This is a genomic window from Streptomyces sp. NBC_00683 (assembly GCF_036226745.1).
Taxonomy (GTDB): Bacteria; Actinomycetota; Actinomycetes; order Streptomycetales; family Streptomycetaceae; genus Streptomyces.
This window is the reverse complement of the sequence record NZ_CP109013.1, coordinates 3,845,227-3,859,547: the sequence shown is the minus strand read 5'-3', so window position 1 is coordinate 3,859,547 and position 14,321 is coordinate 3,845,227. Positions and strand designations below refer to the sequence as shown.

General features: G+C 72.8%; 14 protein-coding genes. 4 read left to right on the top strand and 10 right to left on the bottom strand.

The window, feature by feature from the left end; all coding sequences use genetic code 11:
* Positions 1-52 precede the first annotated feature (52 nt).
* On the bottom strand, positions 53-2,518 hold the full coding sequence (locus tag OG257_RS17150; protein WP_329208586.1) for a helicase-associated domain-containing protein: 2,466 nt from the start codon (positions 2,516-2,518) through the stop codon (positions 53-55).
* Between the two features lie 64 nt (positions 2,519-2,582).
* On the opposite strand from OG257_RS17150, the gene OG257_RS17145 reads away from it, so the two are divergent.
* Positions 2,583-3,653 carry a hypothetical protein gene (locus OG257_RS17145; protein ID WP_329208585.1) on the top strand — a complete coding sequence of 357 codons (1,071 nt, stop codon included), beginning with the start codon at positions 2,583-2,585 and terminating at the stop codon, positions 3,651-3,653.
* Between the two features lie 43 nt (positions 3,654-3,696).
* Here OG257_RS17145 and OG257_RS17140 read toward each other — a convergent pair whose 3' ends face one another.
* From OG257_RS17140 to OG257_RS17125, 4 genes are read right to left on the bottom strand one after another with little or no spacing between them, the layout of a single operon-like run.
* Positions 3,697-4,662, bottom strand: coding sequence for an ABC transporter substrate-binding protein (locus tag OG257_RS17140; protein WP_329208584.1), 966 nt, complete (start codon positions 4,660-4,662; stop codon positions 3,697-3,699).
* Positions 4,659-5,534, bottom strand: coding sequence for an ABC transporter ATP-binding protein (locus OG257_RS17135; RefSeq protein WP_329208583.1), 876 nt, complete (start codon positions 5,532-5,534; stop codon positions 4,659-4,661). Before OG257_RS17135 ends, OG257_RS17140 begins: the two co-directional genes overlap by 4 nt.
* Positions 5,531-6,616 (bottom strand): FecCD family ABC transporter permease, encoded by a 1,086-nt coding sequence (locus OG257_RS17130; protein WP_329208582.1) that lies wholly within the window; start codon positions 6,614-6,616, stop codon positions 5,531-5,533. Before OG257_RS17130 ends, OG257_RS17135 begins: the two co-directional genes overlap by 4 nt.
* On the bottom strand, positions 6,613-7,623 hold the full coding sequence (locus OG257_RS17125) for a FecCD family ABC transporter permease (RefSeq protein WP_329208581.1): 1,011 nt from the start codon (positions 7,621-7,623) through the stop codon (positions 6,613-6,615). Before OG257_RS17125 ends, OG257_RS17130 begins: the two co-directional genes overlap by 4 nt.
* A 150-nt stretch (positions 7,624-7,773) precedes the next feature.
* Between OG257_RS17125 and OG257_RS17120 the strand changes: the two genes are divergently transcribed.
* Complete coding sequence (locus OG257_RS17120) at positions 7,774-8,394, top strand: HAD family hydrolase (RefSeq protein ID WP_329208580.1); 621 nt, start codon at positions 7,774-7,776, stop codon at positions 8,392-8,394.
* 9 nt (positions 8,395-8,403) lie between these two features.
* Here OG257_RS17120 and OG257_RS17115 read toward each other — a convergent pair whose 3' ends face one another.
* Positions 8,404-8,640, bottom strand: coding sequence for a hypothetical protein (locus OG257_RS17115; RefSeq protein ID WP_329208579.1), 237 nt, complete (start codon positions 8,638-8,640; stop codon positions 8,404-8,406).
* A 167-nt stretch (positions 8,641-8,807) separates the two neighbouring features.
* Here OG257_RS17115 and OG257_RS17110 point away from each other — a divergent pair, with 167 nt between their 5' ends.
* Entirely contained in the window at positions 8,808-9,191 is a 384-nt protein-coding gene (locus tag OG257_RS17110; protein ID WP_329208578.1) for a cold-shock protein, read from the top strand.
* Between the two features lie 37 nt (positions 9,192-9,228).
* Here OG257_RS17110 and OG257_RS17105 read toward each other — a convergent pair whose 3' ends face one another.
* Genes OG257_RS17105 through OG257_RS17090 form a run of 4 tightly spaced genes read right to left on the bottom strand, consistent with a single transcriptional unit; the run spans position 9,229 to position 12,783 of the window.
* Positions 9,229-10,125 (bottom strand): 1,4-dihydroxy-6-naphthoate synthase, encoded by an 897-nt coding sequence (locus OG257_RS17105; RefSeq protein ID WP_329208577.1) that lies wholly within the window; start codon positions 10,123-10,125, stop codon positions 9,229-9,231.
* Positions 10,097-10,810 carry a futalosine hydrolase gene (locus OG257_RS17100; protein ID WP_329208576.1) on the bottom strand — a complete coding sequence of 238 codons (714 nt, stop codon included), beginning with the start codon at positions 10,808-10,810 and terminating at the stop codon, positions 10,097-10,099. Before OG257_RS17100 ends, OG257_RS17105 begins: the two co-directional genes overlap by 29 nt.
* Before the next feature lie 38 nt (positions 10,811-10,848).
* Complete coding sequence (locus OG257_RS17095) at positions 10,849-11,331, bottom strand: DUF2771 domain-containing protein (protein WP_329208575.1); 483 nt, start codon at positions 11,329-11,331, stop codon at positions 10,849-10,851.
* A gap of 27 nt (positions 11,332-11,358) precedes the next feature.
* The gene (locus tag OG257_RS17090; protein ID WP_329208574.1) at positions 11,359-12,783 is read right to left on the bottom strand and encodes an MFS transporter; all 1,425 of its coding nucleotides are present in this window, start codon (positions 12,781-12,783) and stop codon (positions 11,359-11,361) included.
* A gap of 448 nt (positions 12,784-13,231) precedes the next feature.
* Here OG257_RS17090 and OG257_RS17085 point away from each other — a divergent pair, with 448 nt between their 5' ends.
* Positions 13,232-14,167 carry a DUF3027 domain-containing protein gene (locus OG257_RS17085; RefSeq protein WP_329208573.1) on the top strand — a complete coding sequence of 312 codons (936 nt, stop codon included), beginning with the start codon at positions 13,232-13,234 and terminating at the stop codon, positions 14,165-14,167.
* Positions 14,168-14,321 lie beyond the last annotated feature (154 nt).

Here is a 14,321-nt window from a genome sequence, read left to right as displayed (position 1 = left end):
ACCGATCAGTCGGGCGCCCTCCGCGCCGGGCCCGACGCGCCTGGCCCGATGGCTACGGTGTCGCGTCGTCGGCCAGTTCCGCGACGCCCGTGATGCGGTGCAGCGGGTACGTGCGGACCTCGTCGGCCGTGTGGTCGTACGCCGTGACGAAGCCGCCCTCGACCTTGACCGGCGCGATCACGCGCTGGCTGGCCGCGCCGTCCGCGTTGACGTAGCCGATCCAGACCGCGGACCCGGTCATCGCGGCGGCCTGCACCGTGGCGAGCGTCTCGGCGGAGGTGGTGCGGGGGAGGGACCCGGCCGCAGCCGTGTCCGCGGAGTCCTTGTGGACGGCCCTCGCCGCCGAGTCACCGGCCCGGATGGCCCGTACCGCCGCGGTCAGCAGGGTCGCGTCCGGCACCGGCGGCCCCTCGGGGACGGGGGCGGGTGCCGTACGGGGCGGGGTGCGGCGGGCGCCCGCGCGGGTGATCAGGACATCGCCCTCGGCGGACTCGGCGGCCGGGGCGTACCCCATCTCGCGCAGCCCCTCCAGCAGCGAGCCCGGATCGGTCTGCGCGGCCAGGACCGTCGGTGCGAGGCGGCGCAGCCGCAGGGTGGCCGAGCGCTTGTCGGCGAGGATCTCGTTCAGCACGGCCTCGTCGTCGCAGCGCACGTACGCGGACGCGGCGCCGATCCGCAGATGGCCGTGGCGGCGTGCCACGTCGTCGATGAGGTAGCTCAGCGGCTGCGGCACCGGGGTGCGGCTGTGCGTCGCGAGGAAGGCGTGCAGGTCGGACGCGGCCTGGCCGGCGTCCAGGGCGCGGCGTACGGAACCGGGTGTGAAGCGGTAGACCGTCGCACCACCCTTCGACTCGATGTCCGCGAGCACGGAGAGCATCTCGGCGAGCGGGCGTTCCAGCGGGCCGGGTGCCACGGCCGTCAGGTCGGCCTGGAGCAGTACGTGGTCGAGCGGTTCGGGGATGAGCGGCGCGAGACGGTCGGCGGCCTCGTCCGGGCCCTGTTCGAGCAGCGCCCGTGCCTGGGAGGAGAGCGCCCCGCGGCCGGTGATGCCGAGCAGCTCCGCCTCGTTGACCGTCCACAGGGCGATCCGGGAGCGCAGGTCGGAGGTGTCCGAAGGAGCCGGTGCCGCGCCGGACGCGGCCGCACGGAGCGGCCGTTCCCAGCGGAGCCGGGCGAGCAGGGTCTGCGGGTCGGGGGCGGTGCCCGCAGGGAGCGAGGAGAACAGGGCCAGCACCCGGTGGCGTACCTGGGGCGCCGCCGAGCGGTCCAGCTCGGGGCCGAGTGCGGAGAGCGCCCGGCCCTTGGCGTCCTGGCCGCCGACCAGCCCCGCGGTGCGGGTGGCGGCGAGCCAGGCGGCGGCGATGTGGGTCCAGCGGTCCTGGGCGGGGAGCTCGATCCACTCGTCGTACGCGGGTGTCGCCGCGTACCGCTCGTCGGTCTCGCCGTCCGGGGCCAGCAGCCCTGCGGCGTACGCGAGTTCGACCCAGAAGGCGGCGATCGCCTCGGACACGTCGAGTGCGCTCGCGACCCGCTTCAGCTCGCGCACGCTCAGGCCGCCCGCCCGCAGGATGGCCGGACCGCCGTTGTTCCAGAGCTTCAGCAGCTCCTCGATCGTGGACAGGGCCGTGTGCGCCTGGCCGGCCGCCGCTCTGTCCACAGCCTGGGGATCGCGCTCGGCGGCATGGGCGAGGGCCGGGGGCACGGGTTCCGGTACCCGGTGGGCGCGGCCGGCCCGCAGGTGCAGCGCGGCCTCGCGCGGGAGTACGACGGTGCGCGTCGACACGGGCAGCAACAGCCCCCGGTCGCGCAGCCACTGCACGGGCGGGGTGGGATTCGGGGTCACTTCACCGTACGGCGGCCCCCACACCAGCCGGTCCAGCACGGACAGCGCCTCGGCGGGCGCGGTGTCCAGCAGATTCGCCATCCTGGTCCGGTCCGTGAAGAGGCCGGTCAGCGAGGCCACGGCGGAGACCGGATCGTGGGTGGCGGGCAGCCCGGCTGCGGTCAGGATCTCCTGCAGCCTGCCCGGCGACATGCCGGCCGTCGCCTCGGAGACGGTCGGGCCGAGACCGGTGGGGGAGGCGTGCTGCGGTGACGGGGCGAGCAGCTCGCGTGCGGTGCGCACGAGGTGCAGCCGCTCCTCCTCGCCCCAGACGAGGGCCTGTTCGCGCAGGGCCGCGAGGGCGGCAGGCAGCGCGGCGGTGATCGCGGCCCCGGAGTCGTCGCGCCCTTCGCCGTCCCCCTCGCCGTCACCGGTGAGGAGCGCGAGCAGGGTGCCGTACGGAGCCGGGTCCGGCGCCACGGCCAGGGCTTCCGCGGTCTGCAGGGCGAACCGGTCGAGGTGTTCCAGCGCGCGGACGACGGAGGCGCGCGTGCCGGCCCGCGTCGCCAGCTGGGTGATGTCGTTCGGCACGGGGCTGAGCAGGTCGGGGCGGGCACGCAGCAGCCCCGCCAGCGATTCGTCGCCCCGGGCGCGCAGAGCTTCGGCGAGCGTGCGCGGTGGTGTGGTCGTCCCCATCCGTCCCACGGTAGCCCCTGGAACGCTACCGTCGGGGCAGGGCGGGTAGAGGGAGAACGATCGCGTGGGCATCGAGAGCGACCAGCTTGTCTACGACTATCTGAGCCGGGTCGGTGACCTGGCGCAGCAGCAACAGCTGTCATCGGGTGCCCGGATGAGACTCGTCTCGGCACTGCGGGGCGAGATCGACCGGCAGCGCGGGACGGACGGATCGGACTCTCCGGCGGTGGTGCGGCGCATCATCGGCAGGCTCGGCACACCGGCCGAACTGGTCGCGGCGGCAGCCGAGTCGGGCGACGGGGCGGTGTCCCTGCCCTCGCCGCGGGCGGGGTCGGAGCCGGCCGCCGCGGAGCCGCGCGCGGTTCCCCGGCCACGGCGGGGGCTGCTCCGGAAAGACGCGTTGCGCAAGGGCGCGTCGGACGGGCGCGAGGCGCAGGAGGAGGCCGGGGGCGAGGGGCCGGTGCCCGGCTGGCCCTCGGCGTCGGCGCCGCACATGACGGGGCTGGCCGAGTCGGGGCCCCTCGACGGTGAACCCGACTGGTGGCGGATCGAGCCGGGACCCTTCGGCGAGGGCACATCGGTGCCGGGGTTCGTGGGCGGACTGGAGAGCCCGGAACTGCTGCGGCCCCCGAGGCCGGAGGAGGAGAAGCCCGGGGCCGGCGAGGAGGCCGAAGCGCCCGGGAAGGTGGCCGAGGAGGCCGCCGTACCCCGTCCGAGGCGCCTTCGGCTCCGCCGCCGCACGGTGGCCGCGCCCGCTCCCGCCGCCCCGGAGCCCGCCGTCGCGGCGAGGACGGCCCGCTTCGCGCATCCGTTCCTGCTGCTGTCCGCCGCGCTGCTGGTCGCCGGTGCCGTGCTGGGGTCCTGGGTCGCCCTCGCGGGCGGCTGGCTGCTCGCGTACAGCTCGCGCAAGCTCTCGCGCACGGAGGCGAAGTGGGTCGCGATGGGGCTGCCGGGTGCGGTGGTGGCCGGGGCCCTCGTCTGGCTGTGGGGGCGCATGGAAGGGCGCTGGGGGCAGCCCATCGCGGAGGGCGCGATGAAGGACGCGATGTCGGGTGTGTGGCCGGTGGTCGTCCGTACGGCGGCGGTGGCCTCCGCGCTGTACCTGGTGTGGCGGTCCCGGAGGCTGCCGGGCTGAGGTGCGGCGCGGGGCCGAGCGCGCCGCACCCGTCGCGGGGCGGCTACTTCGTCAGGTCGGCCCGCAGCTCGTCCAGGATCTTCTCCGCCGCCGTGTAGCCGATGCCCTGGATCCACAGCTGGTCGTCGACCGGGAACACCCTGCCGTTCTTCACGGCGGACATGTTCTTCCACAGGCCGCTGCCGACGGTCTGCGTCTGCTTGGACTTCTTCGCGTCGCCGTACGTCGAGTGGAAGACGGCATCGGCGTCCGCCAGGTCGATCTTCTCCGGGCTGACGTCGTAGGAGAAGCCGTCCTTCGCCTTGTCCGTGATCGCGGGGCGGCCCAGACCGACGTCGGCGAGGATCGTCGCGATGTAGTTCTGCTTGCCGTAGACGCGGATGTCCGCGCCCTCGACGAACCGCACCATGTTGACCTCGGTGGCCGCGGCCTTCGCCGCACCGCCGAGCGCCCGCGTGACCTCCGCGGTGTGCGCCGCGTAGGCGGCGGTGACCTTCCTCGCCTCGGCCTTCCTGCCCAGCGCGTCCGCGTGGACCTGGAAGTTCGCCTTCCACGGGTAGCCGGTGTTCTCCGTCATCACGGTCGGCGCGATCGCCGTCAGTTCGGCGTACTTGTCACCGTGGCGGATCTTGCTCGTCAGGATCAGATCGGGCTCGAGCGCGGCGATGGCCTCCAGGTTCGGCGTCATCATCTCGCCGACGTCCTCGATGCCGGAGACCTGGTCCTCCGACAGGTAGTCGAGGAAGCCCGACTCCACGTCCGCGTGCGTGGCGCCGACCGGCTTCACACCGAGGGTGAGCGCCGAGTCCAGCTCGGCGGTGTCCAGCACGACGACCCGCTTCGGCGCGTCGGGGACCGACACGTCGCCCATCACGGTCTTCACGGTGTGCGTGGACGCAGGCGGGCCGGCGTCCGGGCTGTCGGAGGAGCCGCACGCGGTGAGCGCGAGCGCGGCGGTCACGGCCAGTGAACCGGCCACGAGGCAGCGGCGTAACGGGGAGGTCGTCATAGCAGTGAGGCCTTTCCGGGAGCGGGCAGGGACGGGGACCAGGGTGCACCGGGCACGACGAGCGGTGAACCCGTCACCGGGTCCGGGACGATCACCGCCTCCAGCCCGAACACCTCGCGTACGAGTTCGGCGGTGACGATGTCTCCGGGGCGGCCCTCGGCGACGATCCGGCCGGCTTTCATGGCGACCAGGTGGTCGGCGTAGCGGGCGGCCTGGTTGAGGTCGTGGAGCACGGTGACGACGGTGCGCCCGCGGGTGCCGTCCGCCGCCGGGGCCGCGAGCCGGCGCACCAGGTCCAGGACCTCCACCTGGTGGGCGATGTCGAGGTACGTCGTCGGCTCGTCCAGCAGCAGCAGGTCCGTCTCCTGCGCGAGCGCCATCGCGATCCACACGCGCTGGCGCTGGCCGCCGGACAGCTCGTCCACCGACCGGTCGCCGAGCGCGGAGATGTCCGTGCGCTCCATGGCGTGCGTCACCGCGCGCTCGTCCTCGTCCGACCACTGCTGCCACCACCGCTGGTGCGGCTGGCGGCCGCGGGCGACCAGGTCGGAGACGGTTATCGCCTCGGGCGCCACGGGTGTCTGCGGCAGCAGTCCGACCGACTGGGCGATCTTCCTCGTGGGGATCCGGGAGAGTTCCGTGCCGTCCAGGAGCACGGAGCCGCCGGCCGGCTTCAGAAGCCGGCCGAGCGCCCGCAGGGTGGTCGACTTGCCGCAGGCGTTCGGGCCGACGATGACGGTCACCTGCCCGTCGGGAACGGCCAGGTCCAGCTCGTGCACGACCGTGCGGTCCTCGTAGGCGAGGGTCAGTTCACGCGCCGTCAGCCGGCTGGGCACGGCGTCCGTGAGGGGACCGGGGCCGGTCGTGCTCATGCGTTGCCTCCAGTGCGGCCGCCGTGGCCGCGGATGATGAGCCAGATCAGGTACGGGGCGCCGACCGCGGCCGTCAGCACACCCACCGGAAGTTCGGTGGGGGAGAAGAGCCTGCGTGCCAGGAGGTCGGCGAGGACGACGATCACGGCGCCGAGGAGCGCGGAGGACAGCAGCGGGATCTGCGCCGTACGTGTCATGCGGCGGGCGATCTGCGGGGCGAGGAGCGCGACGAAGTCGACCGGCCCCGCCGTTCCCGTCGCCACGGACGCCAGGACCACCCCGAGGGCGACGAGCCCGAGCCGCACGCGGCCGAGCCGTACGCCGAGCGCGGTCGCGGTGTCGTCGTCCATCGAGACGGTGCGCTGCGCCCGCGCCGCCCACAGCACGGCGGGCAGCAGGATCAGCAGCGTCCAGCCGATCGGGGTGGCCTCGTTCCAGCCGCGGCCGTTGAGGGAACCCGTCATCCAGATCTGTGCCTGCTGGGCGACCAGGTAGTCGCCCTTCGTCAGGAACAGGGTGGTCACCGACCGCAGGGCGATCGCGAAGCCGATGCCGATGAGGACGAAGCGGGTCGCGTGCAGCCCGCCCCGCCAGGCGAACACGTACACGAGCGCCGCCGCCGCGACCCCGCCGATGACGGAGAGGTACGGCAGGACGGTGTACGAGGTGACGCCGAAGGTCATCGCGCCGACCGTGAGCGCGCTCGCGCCCTGGCTGATGCCGATGATGTCGGGGCTCGCGAGCGGATTGCGGGCGACCGTCTGGATCAGGGCCCCGGCGATCCCGAAGGCCGCGCCGACGAGCAGGCCGACCACCATGCGGGGCAGCCGCAGTGTGCCCACGACCAGTTCGTCGGGCGACGGCTGTCCCAGGACGACCTTCACGACCTCCGCGGGGGCCACGAAGCTCTCCCCGGCGCAGAGGTAGGCGACACAGACCGCGGCCAGCAGCACGGCGAGTGCCGCCGCGACGGTCGCCGCCCGCCGGTGGAGCAGGAAGCGGGCGCGCTTCCCGGCGCGTACGACGCTGTAGCCCGCGGGCCGGACCCCGGCAGGTACGGGCACTGCCGTGTCCGCGCTCATGCGGGCACCGCCTTCCGGCGTACGAGGGTGACCAGGAACGGCACACCGATCAGTGCCGTCATCACACCGGCGGGGACCTCGCCCGGCGGGAGGACGATCCGGCCGATGACGTCGGACACGAGGAGCATCACGGGGCCGATGAGGGCCGCCATCGGCAGCACCCAGCGGTGGTCGCTGCCGACGATCGCGCGGGCGATGTGCGGAACGGCGAGGCCGACGAACGCGATCGGCCCGGCCGCGGCGACCCCGGCGCCGGTGAGGACGGTGGCGCCGATGCCGCCGACGATCCGTACGGTCGCGACGTTCTGCCCCAGACCCTTGGCGACGTCCTCGCCCAGTGCCAGCGCGTCGAGGCCGCGCGCCACCGACAGGACGAGCGCCACACCGAGCAGCAGGAACGGCCAGATCTGCTGGGCGACCTGGGCCTCCCGGCCGGCGATCGAGCCGACCTGCCAGAAGCGGAACTCGTCCAGGGCGGACGCCTTGGTGGTGAGCACCGCCATGGTCACCGACACCAGCAGCGCGTTGATCGCCGCACCGCCCAGCGCGAGCTTCACCGGCGTCGCACCGCCGCGCCCCCGGGAGGCGATGGCGTACACGGCGACGGACGCGACGGCGGCCCCCGCGAACGCGAACCACACGTACCCGGTGAGGGTGTGGACCCCGGCGTACGCGATGGCGAGCACGACGGCCACCGAGGCGCCCTGGCTGATGCCGAGGATGCCGGGGTCGGCGATGGGGTTACGGGTGATGCCCTGGAGTGCCGTGCCCGCGACGGCCAGCGCGGCGCCGACCATCAGCCCGATCAGGGTGCGGGGCACCCGCATCTGGCGGATGACCTCGGCGGCGTCGGAGTGTCCGCCGTGCAGCAGGGCGTCGAGGACCGCGGTCGGCGCGATGGTCCGCGCCCCCACGGCAAGGCTGAGCAGCACGGCCAGCAGCAGGGCGACGACGGCTGCCGCCGTGGCGCATGCGCGTCTGGACAGGCGTGGTGCGGCGGCTGGCATCGGGACCAATCGGGGGTGCGGCAGGGAGCGGCAGGGGTGCGGCGGGAGTGCGGCGGGGTGCGGAGAAAACGGACAAAGGGAGGTAAGGCTTGGCTAAGTCTAAGCAGCGCCGGAGATCGGGCGGCCCGGCCCCCTCGGCACAATGGCCTCATGCCTTCACACGCCCCGACGGTCGGCTTCGACCTCGATATGACGCTCATCGACTCCCGCCCCGGCATCAAGGCCAACTACCTGGCCCTCTCGGCCGAGACCGGGGTTCCCATAGACGCCGATCTGGTGGTGAGCCGGCTCGGGCCGCCCGTCGAGGACGAACTCGCGAACTGGTTCCCGGCCGATGCGGTCGCCACGACGGCCGACCGGTACCGCGAGATCTATCCGCAGCACGCGATCACGCCGACGTTCGCCCTGCCCGGCGCGCGGGAGGCCATCGAGGCCGTGCAGGCGCTCGGCGGACGGGCGATCGTCGTCACCGCCAAGTACGAGCCGAGCGCCAAGCTGCACCTGGCCCACCTGGGGATCGCGCCGGACGCGGTGATCGGCCGGCTCTGGGCCGAGGCCAAGGCGGAGGCGCTGGTGGAGCACGGCGCGCACATCTACGTCGGCGACCACACCGGAGACGTGCGCGGGGCGCGCGCCGCGAACGCCCTGGCGGTCGGCGTCACCACCGGCCCGTGCGACGCGGAGGAGCTGCGGAGGGCGGGCGCCGACGTGATCCTGCCAAATCTCACCGAGTTCCCGGCCTGGCTGCGGACCTACGCGGAACGCGCCTGACAGGCCCCGCTAGCGGACGGCGGCGCGCTTCGGCGAGTTCTTCCACGCCGACCGGACCACCCCCGCCGCGGCGATCAGGAAGCCCAGTCCCATCAGCATGCACACGGCATAAGCGACAGAGGGGAACGGATCGGTACCCAGGAACAGCGGGGCCACAGTGACCAGCGTGGCCAGTGCGCCGATGAAGAAGACGATCGCGCCGACCTGTACGAGCCGGTCGCCTGCGCCGGAAGGAGTAGTACTCACCCGGCCAGGGTAGTTCCCAGCTCGGCGGAACCATTCGGCGACGTCTTGTCTCCGGCTCCTGGGCCATTAGCCTTGGACCCGGCGGGTCATGGAGACCCGCTGTACTGCTATCCGGAGCCGTTTCACGGCTCTCCCGCGCACCGACGAGTACGAGGACGAGGACAGACGTGCCCACGGGTAAGGTCAAATGGTTCAATTCGGAAAAGGGCTTCGGCTTTCTTTCGCGCGACGACGGCGATGACGTCTTCGTCCACTCGTCAGTACTCCCGGACGGCGTCGACGCCCTCAAGCCCGGGCAGCGCGTCGAGTTCGGCGTGGTCGCCGGCCAGCGCGGTGACCAGGCCCTCTCCGTCGTGATCCTTGACCCCACCCCGTCCGTCGCGGCCGCACAGCGGCGCAAGCCGGACGAGCTGGCGTCGATCGTGCAGGATCTGACGACCCTGCTGGAGAACATCACGCCGAGCCTGGAGCGGGGCCGCTACCCGGACAAGGCCGCCGGCGCACAGATCGCGGGCCTGCTGCGGGCGGTGGCCGACCAGCTCGACGTCTGAGCGGGCACGGCCGGACGAGTCGCGCCGCCCGTTGTCGTCAACGGGCGGCGAACGCCAGTGCGTCCGGGGCCAGCGGCGGTACGAGACCCTCCGCCGCCGCCCGGGTCAGCAGCCCGCGGATCGCCGCGTAGCCGCTCTCGCCGAGGTCCGCGGTGAACTCGTTGACGTAGAGCCCGATGTGCTGGTCCGCCACGGCCGGGTCCATCTCCTGGGCGTGCTCCAGGACGTAGGGACGAGACCGCTCCGGATCGTCCCAGGCCATCCGCACCGACGTACGGATCGCGTCCGCCAGCTCCTGGAGCGCCCGCTCCCCCAGTGACCGCTTGGCGATGATCGCGCCGAGCGGGATCGGCAGACCGGTGGTCGACTCCCAGTGCTCGCCCATGTCCGCCAGGCTGTGGAGGCCGTAGTTCCGGTACGTGAAACGGGCCTCGTGGATCACGAGCCCGGCGTCCACACGGCCGTCGCGCACCGCGGGCATGATCTCGTCGAACGGCAGCACGACGATCTCACCCACGCCGCCCGGCACCACCTCCGCCGCCCAGAGCCTGAACAGCAGGTACGCGGTGGAGCGCTCGCTCGGGACGGCGACGGTCTTCCCGGTCAGGTCGGTACCCGGCTCCTTCGTGAGGACCAGCGGCCCGCAGCCGCGCCCCAGCGCACCGCCGCACGGCAGCAGCGCGTACTCGTCGAGCACCCACGGCAGGACGGCGTACGAGACCTTCAGGACATCCAGTTCGCCGCGCTCGGCCATGCCGTTGGTGAGGTCGATGTCGGCGAAGGTGACATCGAGGGCGGGCGCGCCGGGGACCCTTCCGTGCGCCCAGGCGTCGAAGACGAAGGTGTCGTTCGGGCACGGCGAGAAGGCGATGCGCAGCTTCGAGGGCTGCCCCCCGCCGGCGGCGTCAGTCACGGTTTCGGTCACGTCGGTCATGGTGGGTCCAACCTTCCACTACGGGTGCGAGCTTCCCGAACGCCCCGGTGAGCGCGGCCAGGGCCTCGCCGATGCGCCAGGCGTCCCGGTCGCGCGGTCCCACGGTGTTCGAGACGGCCCGGAGTTCGAGCACGGGAACGCCGATCCTGTCGGCAGCTTCCGCGACACCGAAGCCCTCCATGGCCTCGGCGACGGCTCCGGGATGTGCGGCCAGCAGCGCGGCGGTACGGGCCGCGCTGCCGGTCACGGTGGAGACGGTGAGCACGGGGCCCGGAACGGCGCCGGTGGCGGCCGCGACCTCCCGTACGAGGGTGTCGGGCGGCAGGAGGACGTCCCTGCCGAAGCCGAGACCGGTGACGGGTACGAAGCCGTCCGGGGTCTCGGCGCCCAGATCCGCGGCGACGATGCCGGTCGCCACGACGAGGGAGCCGACCGGGGCGGCGGGAGCGAAGCCGCCGCCGATGCCCGCCGATACGACGAGACCGTACGGCTCGGGCGCGGCGGCCAGGGCGAAGGCCGCGGCGGCTGCCGCGGCGGCCGGACCGACACCGCCCGCCAGGACGTCGAAAGGACCGGCGCTGTGCACCTCGGCGCCCGGCACCTCACGTATCTGTGCCGGACCCCCGAACGCGCGCGTGACCGCGTCCCGTTCGGCAGGGACAGCGGTCACGACAAGCACCCGCACAGCGGTGGTCCTCGGAGATCCAGGGGGATTCAGGGGGGTCAGGAAGTCTTCTTGAGCTGGAAGTGCCAGACGCCCGTGAGCTTCTGACCCTTCGCCTCCACGATGCTGATCTGCGTCTTGTCCGACGGCGTCTCACCCGTCTGGCTGGCGAAGAACGCGCTGCCGGGGATGGACCGGTAGGTCTTCTTGTACGGCTCCTGCTCGGCCTGCTGGCCGTTGATGAACAGGGTCCAGCCGACGTCCGCGATCTCGGGGTCGACGCCGAAGCGGACCTTGTCGTCCATCGCGACCTTGACGGACTTCTCCGCCTTCTTGTTGAGGCAGCCCTGGATCTCGGACTCCTTGAGCGGCTTGCCGTCGTTGTAGCAGGCCGCCTCGGTGCTCACCGAGTTGTCGCCGACCGTCACGGTGGCGAGCGGCGTCGGCTTGTCGCAGGCGGACAGGACAAGGAGTCCCGCGGACACGGCACCAAGAGCGACGCCGATTCGACGGCCCTTACCTGAGAAGAACGCAACGGTCATGGGCCGAAGGTTATCGGTCGCCCCGGCTCACGCCACGCGGGGGTGCGGCGAGCCGCGCCGCGCGGCACCCAGGAGACCCCGTACGGAGGCGCCGGCGCCGAGAGCGAGGATGCCCGCCGCGACGGACATGCCGAGTACTCCGTTGAGGGGGAGTGCGATACCGATGGCGCCGCCGACCACCCAGGCCATCTGGAGCAGGGTCTCGGACCGGGCGAACGCCGACGTACGCACCTCCTCCGGAACGTCACGCTGGATCATGGCGTCCAGCGACAGCTTCGACAGCGCCTGGGTGAACCCGGCGACCGCTCCGAGCGCGGCGACCATCAGGGTGCTGAAGAACACCGCGGCGAGCACGGCGACTCCGAGGGCCAGCCCCAGCACGGTCGCGACGATCACCTCGGGTCCGCGTGCCTTGAGCCAGGAGCCCACCGCCGTACCGAAGGCGTTGCCGGTACCGGCCGCCACGCCGACGATGCCGAGGGACACGGCGGCGCTCTGCCCGGCGAGCGGGTGCTCGCGCAGCAGGAACGCCAGGAAGAAGATCAGGAAGCCGGAGAGCGCGCGGTGCGAGGCGTTCGCCTGGAGGCCGTGCAGGACGGACGGCCCGACGGACCGCAGCCCCGGGGGTTTCCCCTTCTTGGCGCCGCCCTTCGTGCTGCCGTTCTTCCTGGTGCTTCCCCCCGGGCGCGTGTCGGCCGGGGGCTCCTCGCCGTGCGGGACGACGAGGCGCGCCTTGCGCTCGCCCTTCGCGGAGTCGACCTTGTGCGGGAGGGTGAACGCGAGGACGGTCCCGCCGATGAAGATCGTGCAGGCGCCGTAGAGCGGCCACGCCGATCCGATGCTCTGGAGTCCCGCTCCGATCGGGGCCGCCACACCCGTGGCCAGCAGACCGGCGAGGGTGACCCGGGAATTGGCCTTCACCAGCGAGAAACGGGGTGGCAGCAGCCGGGGTACGACGGCGCTGCGCACGACTCCGTACGCCTTCGAGCAGACCAGGACCCCCAGCGCCGCGGGATAGAGCTCCAGGCCGCCCGTCGCGACGGCGCCGGACATCGTCAGCGCGAGCACCGCCCTGGCGAACATCGCGCCGGCCATCGCCGCGCGGCGGCCGTGCGGCAGCCGGTCCAGGAGCGGACCGATCACCGGGGCGAGCAAGGTGAACGGAAGCATCGTGACGGCGAGGTAGAGGGCGACCCGGCCGCGCGCCTCGTCCGTAGGAACGGAGAAGAACACCGTGGAGGCGAGCGCGATGGTGATCATCACGTCACCCGCGCCGTTGACCGCGTGCAGCTCGATCAGCTTGCCGAGACCGGACTCCCCGGCTCCATGGGCGTGCGTCGCCTTCCGGATTCCCTTGGCGGTGCCGGTGAACGGGGTGTGCAGGGCATGACCCATCACCCGGCCCGCCCTGCGGAGCGGACCGGACCCGTCGGACGACCTGGCGGCAGCCACCTGGCCATAGTGCCCCACCCCCCGGCGTTGCGAACCATGATCGGGCGGGGGCGCGGCGCGGGACGCCCTGTCGGGTGAGTCGTCCACGGGATGCCCCCGAGAGAAATTCTGGCCGGGAGTCGCGGTCGATCCGTGCCGGATTCGCACGGGATCTGTCCCTCTCCGCCCCTGCTCAGCTGTGGATCCGGTGCTGTTTGGGGTGGGCAGGTGGGCTCGGGGCGGCGGAGAGGGTAGCGTGCGTAACGCGCCACCGGCGGTTGTTCTTGGCCGCGCGCCTCTCCGCGATCCCGCAGAATGGGTGGCAGAAGGCGCGCCCGAGGCAGGCACAACGGGTGTGGACGTCGACGCGGCCCCCAGGTCCGCTCCGCCCACAACTGTCATGGCCGAAATCGGACATCGATGGAGCTGCTGGCGCGCTCGAGACGGCGTATGGAGAGAAGCGAGACCTGTGAGTGCTGCGACGACGCGAAGCCGTACGGCCCGTACCCCCGCCCCTGACCGTCTGTGCGCCGAGGCGGTAGACCTCGCCCGCACCGCGGCCGAGGAGGCCGCCGCGCCCGGAGTGGTCGGTGAACACGTGGCCCTGGTCTCCGAAGGGGACCGGGTCGTCACGCACTACTTCGAGTGCAAGGAACCCGGCTACCGGGGCTGGCGCTGGGCGGTGACGGTCGCCAGGGCCTCCCGGGCGAAGAACGTCACCCTTGACGAAACGGTGCTGCTGCCGGGCTCCGACGCGCTCCTCGCCCCCGAGTGGGTGCCGTGGAGCGAGCGGCTGAGGCCCGGCGACATGGGCCCCGGCGACCTGCTGCCGACCGAGGCGGAGGACCCGCGCCTGGAGCCGGGTTACACCGGCGAGGACGAGCCCCTGCCGAACTCCCCGGTCTCCGACGTGTCCCAGGAGCTGGCGGCCCTCGTCGACGCGGAGGACGCGGAGCTGATGACGCGTCCCGGGGGGACGAGCCGCGGCTCGATCGCCTCGGTCGCGGAGGAGCTCGGCACGCGGCGGGCACGAGTGCTGTCCCGGTACGGGCTGCGGATGGCGGCCGACCGGTGGGACGAGGAGTTCGGCGCGAAGACACCGATGGCGCAGGCCGCGCCGGCGTCCTGTGTCACGTGTGCGTTCCTCGTTCCGATGACTGGCTCGCTGCGGCAGGCCTTCGGGGTGTGCGCCAACGAGTTCGCCCCGGCTGACGGCCGGGTGGTCTCGCTGTCGTACGGCTGCGGAGGACACTCCGAGGCCGCGGTGATGCCGAAGCCGCCGAAGCCGGCGCCGCACGCGCTGGACACGCTGCAGGTGGACGACTACCCGTTGCGTCCGGCGGACGACAGCGGGTCGGTCCCGGCCCAGGCGGACGGTCCCACGGAGGACCTGGGCCACTCCTGACGCTCCTGGCCGCTGGGGGTCCGGGCTTGCGGTGCCCGGGCGTCGCGCGGTCCGGGGTGCGTCGGTCACGGCTTTGTCCTCAATCGCCGGACGGGCTTGATGTGGCTGGACGGTTCCGGGGCATCGGACTCTCCGGCTGCTGGGTTCTGTCCTC